Consider the following 15313-nt stretch of genomic DNA (forward strand, 5'->3'; position numbering starts at 1 on the left):
CGTGAGCACCTCCGCCGTCCCGTCCGTGCTGTTCGTCTGCGTGCACAACGCCGGCCGCTCCCAGATGGCCGCCGCCTTCCTCACCCACCTCGGCGGCGACCGCGTCGAGGTGCGCTCCGCCGGCTCCGTCCCGGCCGACACCGTCAACCCGGCCGTGGTCGAGGCCATGGCCGAGGCCGGCATCGACATCTCCGCCGAGACCCCGAAGGTCCTCACCACCGAGGCGGTGCGGGCGTCCGATGTCGTGATCACCATGGGCTGCGGCGACGTCTGCCCCCACTTCCCCGGCAAGCGCTACCTCGACTGGACGCTGGACGACCCCGCCGGCCAGGGGGTGGCCGCCGTCCGCCCGATCCGCGACCGGATCGAGCAGCGCGTCCGCGCCCTGCTCGCGGAACTCGGCGTCGAGGCCGCCGCCGGCTGAACGGCACGGTGACCGTCACGGCGATCCCGCACCTGAACAGGCAGGGAAATCGCGGAGATCGGCGAGGGCTGCTCGCCCCTCGGCTGACGTCCCCTCCGGGATCATCCCCCCCGGGGGCCGGACCTCCCGCCCTCACCCGATCGGCCGACAGCACGGCGTACCGTCCTCGCGGGTACCGTGGGTGTGCTGATCATCCGACCCGTCCGGCTCGTCCGACCCGACCGGCCCGATCACCGCGACTTCGTCCGCGGAAGAAGGAACGACATCCCATGACCACCACCGTCGCGGCCTACGCCGCACCCGCCCCCAAGGCACCGCTGGAGCGCACGACCATCGAGCGCCGCGCGGTCGGCGAACACGACGTGCTGATCGACATCGCCTTCGTCGGGATCTGCCACTCCGACATCCACCAGGCCCGCGAGGGCTGGGGCGAGGCCACCTTCCCGATGGTGCCGGGGCACGAGATAGCGGGCGTCGTCGCCGAGGTCGGCCCCGGCGTCACCGGGTTCGCGGTCGGCGACCGGGTGGGCGTCGGCTGCATGGTCGACTCCTGCCGCGTGTGCGACAACTGCCGGGCCGGGCTGGAGCAGTACTGCGACGACGGCCCGGTGTGGACGTACAACGCCGTCGGCAAGGACGGCCGGCCCACGTACGGCGGCTACGCGAAGAACGTGGTCGTCGACGAGAACTACGTCGTGCGCATCCCGGACGCGCTGCCGCTGGACACGGCCGCCCCGCTGCTGTGCGCGGGCATCACCACCTACTCCCCGCTGCGGCACTGGAACGCCGGGCCCGGCAAGCGGGTCGCCGTCGTGGGCCTCGGCGGGCTCGGCCACATGGGCGTGCAGATCGCCCACGCGCTCGGGGCCGAGGTCACCGTGCTCTCCCAGTCCCTGCGCAAGAAGGACGACGGCCTGCGGCTGGGCGCCGACCACTACCACGCCACCAGCGACCCGGCCACCTTCCGTGACCTCGCCGGCACCTTCGACCTCATCCTCAACACCGTCTCCGCCCCGCTCGACGTCGCCGCCTACTTCTCCCTGCTGCGCACCGACGGGGCCATGGTCAACGTCGGCCTCCCGGAGGAGCCCCTGGAGGTGGACCTCCGGGCGCTGAGCGGCAAGCGCCGCAGCATGAGCAGCTCGGGCATCGGCGGCATCGCCGAGACCCAGGAGATGCTGGACTTCTGCGCCGAGCACGGCGTGGCGGCCGAGATCGAACTGATCGGCGCCGACCGGATCAACGAGGCCTACGAGCGCGTCCTCGCCAGCGACGTCCGCTACCGCTTCGTCATCGACACCGCCACCATCTGACGAACGCCCGGCCGCGGCCGGGCGTTCGACGGCTCGCGCCCCGGGCTCCGTGTCGGGCGCGGCTCCGGTCGGTGACAGGAGCCACGCCCGCCGGGGTGCACCGGGGCGCGAGTGATCAGCGGGACGTCAGGGGGACATCCGCGGGCGTTCGACAGACCGCCAGCGGGAGCCCCGGTAGGTCAACGCCCCTGGAGGCGCTTGACGTTGTCGCCGAAGGACCAGCCCTTCGAGCCGTCCCAGTTGACCGACCACGTCATGAGCCCCTTCAGCGCACCGCTGAACGCGTTCCACGACTGGCCGACCAGGCCCGGGTCCATGTAGCCGCCGCCCGCGCCGGGCTGGGCCGGCAGGCCGGGGACCTGCTTGTCGTAGGGCACCTTGATGGTGGTGCCCTGGATGGTCAGGCCGTTGTTCAGGCAGGTGGTCTGGGCGGTGAAGCCCTGCACGGTGCCGGCCTGGTAGGAGTCGCCGGAGCAGCCGTACATGCTGCCGTTGTAGTACTGCATATTCAGCCACCACAGCTGCCCGTTGTCGGCGTACTTCTTGACGATCGGGAGGTAGGCGCCCCAGATCGACCCGTAGTTGACGCTACCTCCGGTGACGTACGCGGTCTCGGGGGCCATCGTCAGGCCGAAGCCGGCCGGCATCTGGGACAGCACGCCGTCGATGATGCGGATCAGGTTGGCCTGGGAGGCGGACAGCGTGTTGATGTTGCCGCTCCCGGACAGGCCGGTCTCGATGTCGATGTCGATCCCGTCGAAGTTGTACTTCTTGAGGATCGGTACGACGGTCGCCACGAACTTGTCGGCGACGGTGCTGGAGCTCAGGTCGATGCCCGCGGCGGCGCCGCCGATCGACATCAGGATCGTCGCCCCGGCGGCCTTGGCCTGGCACATCTCGGCGGGGGTCGAGACCTTGACGTTGGCGTCCATGCCGTCCTGCCACAGGACGGTGCCGTCCGAGAGGATCACCGGGAAGGCGGCGTTGATGACGTTGTAGCCGTGCGCGGCGATCCGGCTGTCCGTGATGGGCACCCAGCCCATGCCGGGGTGGACGCCGTTCAGGGCGCCGTCCCAGTTCTCCCAGTAGCCCTGGAGGACCTTGCCCGACGGCTTGGGCTTCGTGGGGCAGGTCTCGCCCGGCGGCGTGGTGGTGGGCGTCGCGGTGGGCGTGGACGTCGGCGTCGTGGTCGGCGTGGACGTGGAGGTCGGCGTCGTGGTCGGCGTCGGCGTGCTGGTCGACGTCGGCGTGGCGGTCGGCGAGGGGCTGCTGCCGCCAGGGCCGGTGAGCGACACGTCGTCCGCGTAGAACGCGGGCTGCCCGTACCAGCCGTGCAGGAAGACGGTCACCGAGGTGGTGTTCGCCCCGGTGGTGAAGCCGACGCTGAGCTGGCCGTACGAGGCGCTGTTCGCCGTCCAGGTGGAGGCGTTGCTGAGGCCGGTGCCGGTGGCCCCCAGGTAGACGTAGCTGCCCTGGACGTAGGCGCTCAGCGTGTACTGGGAGTTGGGCTGAACGCTGATGGTCTGGGTGCACTGGGCGGTGTCCTGGCCGGTCGGCGTGGCCTTGAGCGCCGAGGCACCGGAGTGGACCGGGCTGCTCACCGCCGCGCCCGCGCCGCCGGAGCAGGTCCAGTCGGAAAGCCCGTTCTCGAAACCGGGGTTGGCCACCAGGTTGGGGGTGGCGGCGCCGGCGGTGACGCCGCCGGCCACGGCGATGCCGGCGCCGATGACGGCCGCGGCGCTCATTCCGGCGAGGAAGCGCCGCAGGACGGTCGACCCGTGCTCGGCGCGGCCGGTCCGGTGCACCTGTACTGCGCGGTCCACGGCCGCCCGCTCCGGGCGGAAACCGCCCGACGGGCGTGGGGTGCGCGACCTCCGACGAAACATGGCTGTGCTCCCTTTCCGCCGAGCGTCATGGACATGACCGACGCGTGGGGGCGTGACGCCCGGCTCTGGGTGAGGTGGGGAAACATGTGGGGCTGTGCCGGTCCGGATCGTAGGAGGGGCGGCAAGGGGAGTCAATAGGTCTGGACCAATTGCGAGGCGCGCTCGGCTCGCCGACCCCGCCATTCGGTGAATGCGATCACCTTTAACAGTCGTACTTTTAATAAGTCGTTATGCGCGTTGCCCTTCCTCAGCCACGGCGCACCCGCAAGGCTTCGCCTGTCTCCGCCGGAACGCGCGACCGCGCCGCCGGCACTTCACGGGGAGGACTCCACGTGCCCAACAGGCGACGCAACAAGCTGCTGCTGAGCACCGTCACACTGACCGCGCTGGGCCTGGCCACCACCCAGGCGCTCGCCGCGCCCGCCGACTCGCCCGGGCCGCGCCCGCACCAGGCCCGGCACCAGGCCGAGATCGGCCAGAAGCACGCCGAGAAGGTCAAGGCCAAGGCAGCCTCCGGACCGGCGTTCACCGCCAAGTCCGAGGCCCCCGGTGAGGACGAGGGCGACGAGGCGGAGAACTCCGCCGAGGGCACCGCGCAGTACACCGAGGCCCGCACCGCCCCCGGCGTGGTCGCACCCGGCGCCTACGGCGCGGCCTGGGCCCAGCTGCAGTCGATGCCGCACACCGCGGGCAGCTGGGACCACGTCACCGACAAGCCCTACGACTCCGACGACCCGCGCTACCGGGACGTCAACTCCAACTCCAGCGGCGGCTCCGGCTACGTGACCGGCCGGATCACCGGGCTCGCGGCCGACCGGGACGGCTACGTGTACGCGGGCGGCGCCAACGGCGGCGTCTTCCGCTCCCGCACCGGCGGCGGCCAGTGGCAGTCCATCTCGGACAGGCTCCCTTCCCTCTCGACGGGCACCCTCGACCTCGACGCCGGCGGCCGGCTCTGGTACGCCACCGGCGAGTCCAACACCGGCGCGACCTCGTACGTCGGCACCGGCGTGTACGTGCTCCCGGACCCGAAGCACGGCGAGTTCCAGCCCGGCGACCGGGTCGGCGGCGCCGAGCTGGAGTCGACCATCATCCACGCGCTGCGCTTCGGCGGCGGCAAGGTGTGGGCGGCCACCAGCCGGGGCGTGTGGAGCCACTCCACGACGGAGCTGTCCGGCCCGTGGACGCTGGAGTTCGCCCCCAACCCCGAGTACCTGCCCGGTGGTTCGAAGGCGGGCGACCCGGCCGCGCCGTACAAGAACATCGCCAACGACATCGCGATCGACCCCAAGGACCCGGGCAAGGTCGTCCTCGCCGTCGGCTGGCGCGGCGGGGACAGCTACAACGGCTTCTACGGCAAGGCCGCGGGGGGCACCTGGCAGCGCGTCGGCTCGCTCGGCGACCTGCCGACCGACGCCGCGAACGTCGGCAACGTGACCTTCGCCGCCTCGGCCGACGGCTCGCGCTACTACGCCATCGACCAGTCCCCGGAGGTCATGGCGACCGACCCCGACACCGGACTCAAGGGCATCTACGTCTCCAGGTCCGGCTCCCCGTTCGGGCCGTGGACCCGGATCGCGGACAAGGACAAGCTCAAGAACTCCGGCTCCGCGCTCCAGGACGAGGGCTACCAGCCCGGCATCCAGGCCTGGTACAACCAGTTCCTCCGGGTCGACCCGACCGACCCGGACCACGTCTACGCGGGCCTGGAGGAGGTCCTGGAGACGAAGGACGGCGGCTCCACCTGGACCGTCCCGGGCCCGTACTGGAACTTCGGCTTCCCCTGCTGGAGCATCGACCCGGCCAAGCAGACCGGCGACTGCTCGCAGACCACCCACTCCGACCAGCACGCCGTCGCCTTCGGCACGTACCAGGGCAGGACCAGCGTGTACGTGGGCAATGACGGCGGCGTCTACAGCCGTCCGATCGACGGCGCGGCCGACGCCTCCGGCCACGCCACGGACTGGAAGTCGCTGGCCGACGGCACCATCGACACCCTGCAGTACTACTCGGTCGGCGTCGGCAAGGACCCGGCGGACCGCTCGGGCCGGGGTGTGATCGTCAGCGGCGGCCTCCAGGACAACGGCGAGTCCATCCTGCGCGCCCACGACAAGGTGATGGGCTCCGACTTCGGCGGCGACGGCGCCGACACCCTCGTCGACCCGGACAACGGCTGCAACATCGCCGAGGAGTACGTCTACCTCGACGTCTGGGTCACCCAGAACTGCGCCGTCAACAGCGGCGTCTGGAAGACCGACCCGACCAAGGCCACCTCCTACGAGGTCGCCCCGCCGGACAAGGACACCGGCTCGGCCCGCTTCATCGCGCCGATCACCTCGGACCCGAAGGACGTCAACACCTGGATCGCCGGCGGCCGGCACGTCTGGGTGCAGCACAAGGGCTACGCGATCCGCAGCGGCAGCGAGTGGGCCGACGCCTACGACCTGGGCGCCGGCCACGTCGCCACCGCGGTGGCGACGGTCGACGGCACGGTGTACGCGGGCTGGTGCGGCCCCTGCAACAACGTCGGCTTCAGCCGCGGCATCGCGGTCGGCAAGACCGACGGCACCGGCTGGCACCAGCTCGACCTGCCGGTGGAGGGCACCCTGCCCAACCGCTACATCTCCTCCTTCGCGGTCGACGAGAACGACGCCCAGCACGTCTTCGTCGCCTTCAACGGCTTCTCCCGGACGTGGACCGAGGGCCCCGGCGCCGGCATCGGCCACCTCTTCGAGACCCGTGACGGCGGAGCCACCTGGACCGACGTCTCGGCCAACCTGCCCGACGTCCCCGCCACCTCGGTGAAGATCCTGCCCAACGGCGGCCTCGCCCTCGGCAGCGACCTCGCCGCCTTCTACCGCGCCCCCGGCACGACGGACTGGCGCGTCCTCGGTCGCAACCTGCCCACCGCCGCGGTGCAGCAGCTGAAGACCGGCCCCGACGGCAGGCTCTACGCCGCCACCTTCGGCCGCGGCATCTGGTCCTTCGACCTGCGCCGCCTCGGCCACGGCCGCTACGACGAGACGGACGGCTGACCGGCTCCGCCGCCGCACCCCGGTCGACCGCCGCTGCCCGGTCCGCTCCGTACGAGCGGGCCGGGCAGCGGTCTCGCGCGACGGCCCCGGTCGGTCCGGAGCCGTCCTACGCGTGCGCCGCGGCGGCGGCCGCCGCGAGCGCGGCGACCTGGGGCTTGCGGATGTCGGAGTGCGCGCCGGCGAACGGCTGGCCGTCGACGTCGTTGATGACGGCGGCGGCGTTCACCCGGTAGAAGGTTCCGGGTGCGAAGGCGTAGTCGATGCCGCCCTCGGCCGGCATCACCCGGTCCGCGGCCGGCGCCACGGCCTGGTACCCGTCCGCGCCCATGCCGTCCCAGCGTCCGGCGACCTCGGCCTCGGAGTCCTGGCGGGCCAGGAAGGACGCCTTCGGGTACCACACGCCGACGGCCCAGTCGTGGACGCTGTAGGTGCAGACGAGCGGGCCGTGCACCCGGTCGGCGAAGGCGTTCAGCGCACCCGCGCTGCCGAAGGGATTGTCCTGGGCGTGGGAGAAGGTCCAGTGCGAGAACGCTCCCTGGATCAGCATCAGTGAGGTGACCGGGCTGTCGGCGGGGGCGCCGACGCCGGCCAGGGCGAAGGAAACCAGCCGGGCACCGAAGCTGTGGCCGACGAGGTGCACCCGCAGGCCGGGCGAGCGGCCGTGCACCGTGGCCAGCAGCGGCCCCAGGCCGGCCCGGCCGATGTCGCCGGCCCGGGCCTTCATGATCGAGTACGAGAGCACCCGCAGTACGTCCTTCGCGCCGTTCACGGCGTTCCGGAACCAGTCGCCGATGCCCTGCGTGGAGGAGCCGGGCGGCGCACTGCCGAAGGCCTCGGCGGCGGCCTGGTACGAGGTCTTCGGGTCGGTGTCCAGGAGCAGCGCGGTCTCGCCCGCGTCCTCGAACTCGCCGTCGGGCCCGGGCGGCGGCACCAGGGACCGGACCAACTCGTGGATGTCCGCCAGTCGTTGCTCCTTGGCCGCGGCGGTCTCGCCCGCACCGGCCTCCGCCACCGCCTCGTCGATCCGTCGGCCGAGCTCCGTCACCGTCTGCTGCTGCGCGGGGTCGGCGAAGCCCTTGGCCAGCGACGCGGCGATGTCCGCCCCGGAGACGGCCGCCGTTCCGGCGCTGAGGGCCAGCACGGCGCCCTCCCCGGCCTGGGGCGAGGCGACCGCCGCCGGCGGGGTCGCCGGCGTGGGCGGGAACCAGAGCGCGGGCCAGTAGATCCCCGCGAACCCCACCGTGCCGAGGTTCGCCGCGCCGCTTCCGGCCTCCCGGATCAGCGGGAACATCGCGTCGTAGAGCTCGCGGGCGCTCTGTTCGGCCACGCCCCACCCGTGGCTGAACACGAACAGGTCCGTCACCCCCTCGGCCGTCACCTCGTCGAGGAAGTCGCCCGCCGCAGGCGCGGTCAGCACTCCCTTCTCGTCGAAGGTGAGGTCCCACACGGGCTCATCGGTCGGCAGTCGCCTCATCACACATGACCTTTCGGGGTGGCCGTTCGTCCGCTCATCCGCTCGTTCGTCCGCTCGTCACACGTTCGCCAGCATCCGCATCAGGTCCACCAGGCCCGCCCCCTGCGCGTACCGCTCCCGGCCGAGGTCGGTGGCGGAGGCGGTGAGCAGCCTCTTGACCTCCCGCGGGCGGCCGATGAACTCCGGGCGGGCGGACAGGAAGGCCGCGATCACACCGGACACGTGCGGCGCCGCCATCGAGGTACCGGACTGCTCGGCGTACGTCAGCAGGCTCTCCGGCACCGGATCCCCCGGGGCCGGTTTCAGCCCGGCGGTGGCCCGCACGTCGCCGCTGGCCGCCGAGGAGATCCACTCGCCGGGCGCCACGACGTCCGGTTTCATCCGGCCGTCGAGCGTCGGGCCCTTTCCCGATGTCCAGGTGACGCCGAACGCGTGCGGCGCCTCCCGGTGGGTGGAACCGACCGCGATGCAGTCCTCGGTGTGGGCCGGTTCGGTGATCGAGCCCATGTTGGCCGAGGTGTTGGAGGTGCCCTGCTGCAGGATCTGGGCGCCGAAGTTGCCGGCCGAGATCACCACGACCACACCGGAGGCGACCACCTGGCCCACGGCCTGGCAGAGCGGCGACTGGCCCGCGGCGTACTGGGCGGGCTTCCACTCGCAGCCCAGGCTCATGTTGACGCCGTGCACGCGCAGCACCGCCGGGTCCACGTTGACCTCGGTCCGCAGGTAGGTCAGCGCGCGGATGACCGCGCTGGAGGAGGTCACATAGGTGCCCTGGCGGCTGCGCCGCATGACCTTGATGCTGACCAGTTCGCAGTCCGGCGCCATCCCGGACAGCCGGTCCGCACCGGCCCTGGCGACGAATCCGCCGTCCACGGGCTCGTCCGGCGTCGCCACCCGCGGCGTCATGCCCTCCGGGGTGCAGCCCGCGATGATGCCCGCGACGTGCGTGCCGTGCCCGCTCTCGTCCACGAGCGGCGGCGCCGGGTTCGGGCCCGGCGCCTCACCGGGCGGCTGCGCCACCGGGTCGTCCGGGTTCACCAGGAAGCTGAAGTCGCGGTGCAGCCGGGTGGTCCGGCCCTGCAGCAGGTCCTCGCCCCGCCCCTCGGCCGCCAGCTCCAGCCGGGAGAAGTGCGGGTGGGCCGCGTCGATGCCGCTGTCGATGACCGCCCACACGATCCCGCTGCCGCGCGCGTCGTAGGCGCGCCAGGCGGCGTTGGCCTTCACGGTGGGTGCCGAGCGGTCGATCTGGGGATCCAGCGGGTAGTCCGGCCACACCCGGAAGATGACGGGCGGCCGCCCGGTCAGGGCGGCGGACCGCCGGTCGTCCTCCACCAGCTCGCGGAGGTCCCCCCGGGAGAGGACGGTCTGGTACAGCTTCGGCGCGACCAGTGCGAGCCCCTGCGGCACCTCGGGCTGCACATGGCTCCCCGAGCTGACCTCCATCGGCCACCAGCCTCTCGACCGTCCCGCGTAGTGCCCCCAGAGCGCGTAGAACTCGTCGCGGACCGCCTGGAGTCCGCCGGGAAAGCGCAGGTTCAGCTCGATCAGCATCGGCACCTGCTGATCCGGGTCCGTCCCGGTCTCCACGGGCACCGCGGCGTCGCGCAGCCCGATGCCCTCGCGGACCACGGCGCCGGGCGGGGACAGGTTGAGGTCACCCACGATGGGCGACCTGAAAGGGCTCTCCGGCTCGTACGCCATGACCGGCCTCACTTCCCGGGGCGGGCGCGGCGGCCGACTCGTCGGCGCCACCGCTCCTGCTTGCGAGTGTCAGCCGGTCCCCCACCCCCTGCAACTCGCCGGGGCCGGCCCCGGCACCGTCCTCCTCCCGCCCTGGACCGCACCCGCTCCCTCCCACCGGTCCGGGGGTCTCGTCGCCGCACCCCGGAACGCCCCGGAGCGCCCCGGAACGCCCCGGAGCGCCCCGGAACGCGGACGCTCCCGCCGTCGCGAAGGTGACGGCGGGAGCGGAACGACCACGGGAGTCGGGCACGAACGGGCGCGCCGACGCGGGGTGAGGGTCTGCGCGGCGTCAGTGGAAGCCGAGCGCGGAGGGCGTCACCGACGGCCGGTCGGCGGGCCGCGGGTTCGCCAGGGCCGCGAGGGTCAGCGCCGCCAGCTCTCCCCCGGCTCGTTCGATCCGCGCCGGCAGGCTGTCGGTGCGCGCGTCACCCGCCCCGCCCCAGTCCTCGGAGGCCGCGAAGACGGCGGTCGGGGCGACCAGGGCGCGCTGGTAGGCGAAGAGCGGGCGCAGCGCGTGCTCCAGGGCCAGGGAGTGGCGCGCGGTGCCGCCGGTCGCGCCGATCAGCACCGGCTTGCCCGCCAGGGCGCCGGGGTCGAGCAGGTCGAAGAACGACTTGAACAGGCCGCTGTAGGAGGCGGAGAAGATCGGGGACACGGCGATCAGCGCGTCCGCCGAGCTCACCTCCTCCAGGACGTCGCCCAGGGCCTGCGAGGGAAATCCGGAGAGCAGGTGGTGCGCGATGGGGGTGGCCAGCGGGCGCAGGTCGTGCGGGCGCACCCGGACTTCACGGCCGCCGCCCGCCAGGTGGGCGGCGGCGGCCTCGGCGAGGCGGTCCGCCAGCAGCCGGGTGGACGAGGGCAGGCTGAGGCCGCCCGAGACCACGGCGAGCGTGATCGGCGAGGTCGGTTCCATGGGGACTCCGTTCCGGGTCAGGAGGCGGCGGGGACGGTGTCCCGGAGCGTGGCGTGGGTGGGGGCGTCGGGAACGGTCGCGGGCCGGCCCTTGGCGAACTCCTCGCGGAGCACGGGCACGACCTCCTCGCCGAGGATGTCGAGCTGCTCCAGCACCGTCTTCAGCGGCAGGCCGGCGTGGTCCATCAGGAACAGCTGGCGCTGGTAGTCGCCGACGGCCTCGCGGAAGCCGAGGGTGCGCTCGATGACCTCCTGGGGGCTGCCCACGGTGAGCGGGGTCTGCTCGGTGAACTCCTCCAGCGAGGGCCCGTGCCCGTACACCGGCGCGTTGTCGAAGTACGGACGGAACTCGCGCACCGCGTCCTGGGAGTTCTTCCGCATGAACACCTGCCCGCCGAGGCCGACGATCGCCTGCTCGGGCGTGCCGTGGCCGTGGTGGGCGTAGCGCTCGCGGTAGAGCTCGACCATCCGCCGGGTGTGCTCCTGGGGCCAGAAGATGTTGTTGTGGAAGAAGCCGTCACCGTAGTACGCGGCCTGCTCGGCGATCTCGGGGCTGCGGATCGAGCCGTGCCAGACGAACGGCGGCACGCCGTCCAGCGGACGGGGCGTGGCCGTGAAGCCCTGCAGCGGGGTGCGGAAGCGGCCCTCCCAGTCGACCACGTCCTCGCGCCACAGCCGGTGCAGCAGCGCGTAGTTCTCCACCGCGAGCGGGATGCCCTGGCGGATGTCCTTCCCGAACCACGGGTAGACCGGGCCGGTGTTGCCGCGCCCGAGCATCAGGTCGACGCGGCCGTCGGCGACGTGCTGCAGCATCGCGTAGTCCTCGGCGATCTTCACCGGGTCGTTGGTGGTGATCAGCGTGGTCGCGGTGGACAGGACGATCCGCTCGGTCCGCGCGGCGATCCAGCCCAGCATGGTCGTCGGCGAGGACGGGACGAACGGCGGGTTGTGGTGCTCGCCCATGGCGAAGACGTCCAGGCCGACCTCCTCGGCCTTGAGCGCGATCGCCAGCATCGCCTTGATCCGCTCGCGCTCACTCGGCTCCCGCCCCGTGGTCGGATCGACCGTCACGTCACCGACGCTGAATATCCCGAACTGCATGGGCCGTTGCCTTTCCACTGACTGATCGCGGCCCGACCGGGCCACTCGACGAACCTAGGCAGCGGCGGGCGCGCGAACGGCGTCGCAGCGCATCACCGGTTGCCCGGCAGCGCACTTCACCTCCGTCGACGGCCCGGTGAGCGTGGCCGTGCGCTAGGGGAACAGCCCCGGGCGCGGACACGCCACCACGGGCTCGGGCTCCCGGAAGGGAAACCTCCAGGAGCCCGAGCCCGTCCGCACGCCACCACCCCTTCGGCGACTCCCGCGGCAGGTGCGGTCAGCGGACCCGAACGGGAGCGGGGCCGGGCCGGGGCCCGCCGTCGTCGGCTTCGAGGAACTGCTCCAGCCTGGTGAGCAGCCCGGCGAGGGCGCGGCGCTCCCCGTCGTCGAGCCCGGCCATCAGCCGCTGTTCCATCAGGCGGTGCCGGGCGATGACCTGGTCGACGAGGCGCAGGCCGTCCTCGGTGAGCCTGAGGTGGATGATGCGGCGGTCGCGTTCGTCGCGCTCACGGGCGATCAGCCCCTTGCGTTCCAGATGGTTCGCGCGGGCCGTCATGCCGGAGCAGGTGACCATCTCGCCGGCGGCCAGTTGTCCGGTGGTCAGGCGGTGGGAGGGCCCGGCCTGGCGCAGGACGGCGAGGACGTGGAAGTGGGCGACGGTGAGCCCGTGCTCCTTGAGGGCGGGCGCCAGCTGCTCCTTCCAGAGCGCGATGACGCGGTACATCCGGTCGAGCGGCCGTACGGGCAGGGCCGACGGGAGCGGCGGGAGCGGCGGGAGCGGCGCTGCGGTCGCGTCCTGGGACATCACGGTTCTCCCGGTCTTACTGGTTCGTCGGGTCGACGGCTCGACGGCTCGCCGCCGGAGGTGTTCGGGGCGGCGAGCCGGCCACCCACGGTCGTGGTGCGGGTCCGGTGCCGGGCCCGGGCAGGCCCGGGGAGAGCCGGCACCGGACCCGTCACGGGAGGGTCACCCGGCCACCGGGGCCGGCTGCGGCGCGTGGGCGTGGGCGTGGCTGCGGTGCAGCCCCTTGCGGTCGTAGAGGCGGGTGACGGCGAAGCCGAGGGCGAGGGCGATCACGAAGCCGATGCCGACCATGGCCCAGGCCCGGCCGAGCCCGGCGTCGGCCTGCGCACCGAAGTAGAGGATGGAGCGGACTCCGTCGACCACCTGGCGGAAGGGCTCGAAGTCGGCCAGGAACCGGTAGAAGTCCGGCAGCGCCTCCAGCGGGATGGTGGCCCCGGCGGACGGGATCGCCAGGCCGATCAGCACCAGCATGGACACCAGCGGGCCCGGGGTGCCGAAGGCGGCGAGCAGTGCCAGCGCCGTGATGCCCATCGCGGCCGTCGCACAGGTCCCGAAGAGCCACAGCATGGGCAGGTGGGAGGCGTCGATGCCGATGATGCCGACGGCCGCGGCCATCGCGAGGGCCGAGGTCAGCGCGGAGACGCCGATCATCAGCACCGAGGCGACCGCGAAGTGGCGGGTCCGGCTGATGTGCTGGGCGGGCGCCGTGCTGCGGAACGGACCCTTCTCACTGGAGATGTAGCCCAGTGAGGTGTCCACCTGGGTGTGGATCACGTTCGCGCCGAGCATGCCGCCGAGGACCAGGACGAGGGTGTAGAAGAAGGCGCTCAGGCCGAGGCCGCTGTGGTGGCCGAGCGGGTGGCCCTCCTGGATCACGGCCTTGACCGGGTCGGCGACCATCAGCTGGGCCGCGGCGCCAGGCGCGGCCTGCTGCGCCGCGGAGCCGTCCGCCGCGGGCCGGCCGGCCGGGTGCTCGGCCTTCTGTGCGGCCTGCTGCGCCGCCTGCTGCTTCGCGAGTTGCTCGGTGAGCTGGTGGCCGACCTGGACGGACGTGGCCTGGACGACGTTGCGGTTGATCTCCGTCGCCATGGAGGAGCCGAAGCTTCCGGCCGCGGGGTTGGTCAGCACCGTGATGGTCGGGGGGTGCGGATCGTGCTGGGCCGGCCCGGCGAGCGCGGCGACCGAGGCGGAGAAGTCCTCGGGGATGACGAGCGCCCCGAAGACCTTGTCCTTGCCCAGGAGGTCGTCGGCGGTGGCGCGGTCGACCTGCTTCCAGGCGACCTTGCCCTTCAGGTCCTCGGATCCGGTGACCTGCGCGACGATCTGCGCGCCCAGGTCGATCGGCCGGCCGGCCACCTGGGTGCCGCGGTCCGCGTTGACCAGCGCGATCGGCATGTCCTTGGTCGAACCGACCGGGTCGTTGTTGGCGCCCAGGTACAGCAGGGACAGGACGAACGACAGCAGGCCGACGATGACGGCCGAGGGCAGCCACAGGCTCTTCCTGCGCAGCAGTCCGCGGGCGCTCACGCTCAGGGCGCGGATCGGCTCAGACATCGCTCCTCCCGAGGATCCGGGGCGAGGCGGGGGTCGCGGCGCGGCGCCCGGTTCCGATGGGGCTGGGGGCTGGCATGGTGCTCCGGTTGCGGTATCGCGCCGTGAGGGCGCTGGAGACAGGGACGAACAGCTGGTTCCGAAGCGTTTCAGCTGGTCAACAGCCCACCTGGAACCTTCACTATCTAGCCCGATAGTGGCACTATCAGTGGATGGAGTCCATTCGACGGCCTGCGAGACTGATCACAGACACCGAGTCCGAGCGAGAGCGCGCATGAAGATCTCCGACCTGAGCCGGCAGTCCGGGACACCGGTCGCCACCATCAAGTACTACGTACGCGAGGGCCTGCTGCCGCCCGGGCAACCGCTCGGCGCCACGCTCACGCTCTACGGGGACGAACACGTCCAGCGCCTGCGGCTGATCCGCGCCCTGACCGCCCGCGGCGGCCTGTCCATCGCCGCCACCCGCGACGTCCTCGCCGCGATCGACCAGCCCCTCGACCCGCTCGCCACGCTCGGAGTCGTCCACTATGCCCTGCCCACGCCCGTCGACGCCGCCGAGACGGACGCGGTGGACGAGCAGACGCACCGGGTCGACGAGCTGCTCGGCGCCATGGGCTGGGACGTCTCCGCGGACTCACCGCACCGCCGGGCCCTCGCCGCGAGCCTGATGGACCTCGACCGCCTCGGCGTCAGTTACCGCACCGAGGACCTCCTCCCCTACGCCGAGGTCGCCGCCACCGCCGCGCGGCTCGACCTCGACCAGCTGGAGGACATCGAGGACCGCCACCGGCTCGTCGAACACGCCGCCATCGTCGTCCTCCTCCTCGAACCGGTCCTCGCCCTCCTGCGCCGCCTCGCCCAGGAGCACGAGTCCCAGCGCCGCACCGCCTGGGCCCGGCCCACCGAACAGCCCGGACAGCCCGGACAGCCCGAGGAGAACGGCTGAGACGGCAGCACGGCTGTGCGGCGGGGCGGCCCGGCCTGCCGAGCCGCCGCTCCGGTCCGGCTGGCGTCGGCCGGCCCGGGTCCGGACCTTTCCGTCGCACCGCCCCCTGCTGCAGCT

10 protein-coding genes and 2 pseudogenes are annotated in these 15313 nt (G+C 72.6%); 4 read left to right on the forward strand and 8 right to left on the reverse strand.

Going from position 1 to position 15313, the window contains the following annotated elements:
* The first annotated feature begins 1 nt into the window (after position 1).
* Together ABZ449_RS04700 and ABZ449_RS04705 are read left to right on the forward strand one after the other, a co-directional pair.
* Positions 2–424, forward strand: coding sequence for an arsenate reductase ArsC (locus tag ABZ449_RS04700; RefSeq protein ID WP_360340145.1), 423 nt, complete (start codon positions 2–4; stop codon positions 422–424).
* A 269-nt stretch (positions 425–693) separates the two neighbouring features.
* Complete coding sequence (locus ABZ449_RS04705; protein ID WP_360340148.1) at positions 694–1737, forward strand: NAD(P)-dependent alcohol dehydrogenase; 1044 nt, start codon at positions 694–696, stop codon at positions 1735–1737.
* A gap of 179 nt (positions 1738–1916) precedes the next feature.
* Here the strand turns inward: ABZ449_RS04705 and ABZ449_RS04710 are convergent.
* Together ABZ449_RS04710 and ABZ449_RS04715 are read right to left on the reverse strand one after the other, a co-directional pair.
* Positions 1917–2873: pseudogene (locus ABZ449_RS04710) on the reverse strand (chitinase); the annotation flags it as partial.
* A gap of 201 nt (positions 2874–3074) precedes the next feature.
* Positions 3075–3806: pseudogene (locus ABZ449_RS04715) on the reverse strand (carbohydrate binding domain-containing protein); the annotation flags it as partial.
* Between the two features lie 149 nt (positions 3807–3955).
* On the opposite strand from ABZ449_RS04715, the gene ABZ449_RS04720 reads away from it, so the two are divergent.
* Positions 3956–6658, forward strand: a complete 2703-nt coding sequence (locus tag ABZ449_RS04720; protein ID WP_360340151.1) for a glycosyl hydrolase — start codon at positions 3956–3958, stop codon at positions 6656–6658.
* Between the two features lie 106 nt (positions 6659–6764).
* On the opposite strand, the gene ABZ449_RS04725 is transcribed toward ABZ449_RS04720, so the two are convergent.
* The 6 genes from ABZ449_RS04725 to ABZ449_RS04750 all read right to left on the reverse strand — a co-directional run bounded on the left by ABZ449_RS04725 (position 6765) and on the right by ABZ449_RS04750 (position 14250).
* The gene (locus ABZ449_RS04725) at positions 6765–8132 is read right to left on the reverse strand and encodes a hypothetical protein (protein WP_360340154.1); all 1368 of its coding nucleotides are present in this window, start codon (positions 8130–8132) and stop codon (positions 6765–6767) included.
* Positions 8133–8189: 57 nt separating this feature from the next.
* Complete coding sequence (locus ABZ449_RS04730) at positions 8190–9797, reverse strand: S8 family peptidase (protein WP_360340157.1); 1608 nt, start codon at positions 9795–9797, stop codon at positions 8190–8192.
* 370 nt (positions 9798–10167) lie between these two features.
* Positions 10168–10791 carry a CE1759 family FMN reductase gene (locus ABZ449_RS04735; RefSeq protein WP_360340160.1) on the reverse strand — a complete coding sequence of 208 codons (624 nt, stop codon included), beginning with the start codon at positions 10789–10791 and terminating at the stop codon, positions 10168–10170.
* A 17-nt stretch (positions 10792–10808) separates the two neighbouring features.
* Positions 10809–11891 (reverse strand): LLM class flavin-dependent oxidoreductase, encoded by a 1083-nt coding sequence (locus ABZ449_RS04740; RefSeq protein ID WP_360340163.1) that lies wholly within the window; start codon positions 11889–11891, stop codon positions 10809–10811.
* Between the two features lie 277 nt (positions 11892–12168).
* Positions 12169–12696: a MarR family transcriptional regulator gene (locus ABZ449_RS04745; protein WP_360340166.1), complete on the reverse strand. Its 528-nt coding sequence runs from the start codon at positions 12694–12696 to the stop codon at positions 12169–12171.
* A 162-nt stretch (positions 12697–12858) separates the two neighbouring features.
* Positions 12859–14250 (reverse strand): DUF3533 domain-containing protein, encoded by a 1392-nt coding sequence (locus ABZ449_RS04750; protein WP_360340169.1) that lies wholly within the window; start codon positions 14248–14250, stop codon positions 12859–12861.
* Positions 14251–14521: 271 nt separating this feature from the next.
* Here ABZ449_RS04750 and ABZ449_RS04755 point away from each other — a divergent pair, with 271 nt between their 5' ends.
* The gene (locus ABZ449_RS04755) at positions 14522–15196 is read left to right on the forward strand and encodes a MerR family transcriptional regulator (RefSeq protein ID WP_360340172.1); all 675 of its coding nucleotides are present in this window, start codon (positions 14522–14524) and stop codon (positions 15194–15196) included.
* The last annotated feature ends 117 nt before the right edge of the window (positions 15197–15313 follow it).

Source organism: Kitasatospora sp. NPDC005856 (assembly GCF_040629945.1).
Taxonomy (GTDB): Bacteria; Actinomycetota; Actinomycetes; order Streptomycetales; family Streptomycetaceae; genus Kitasatospora.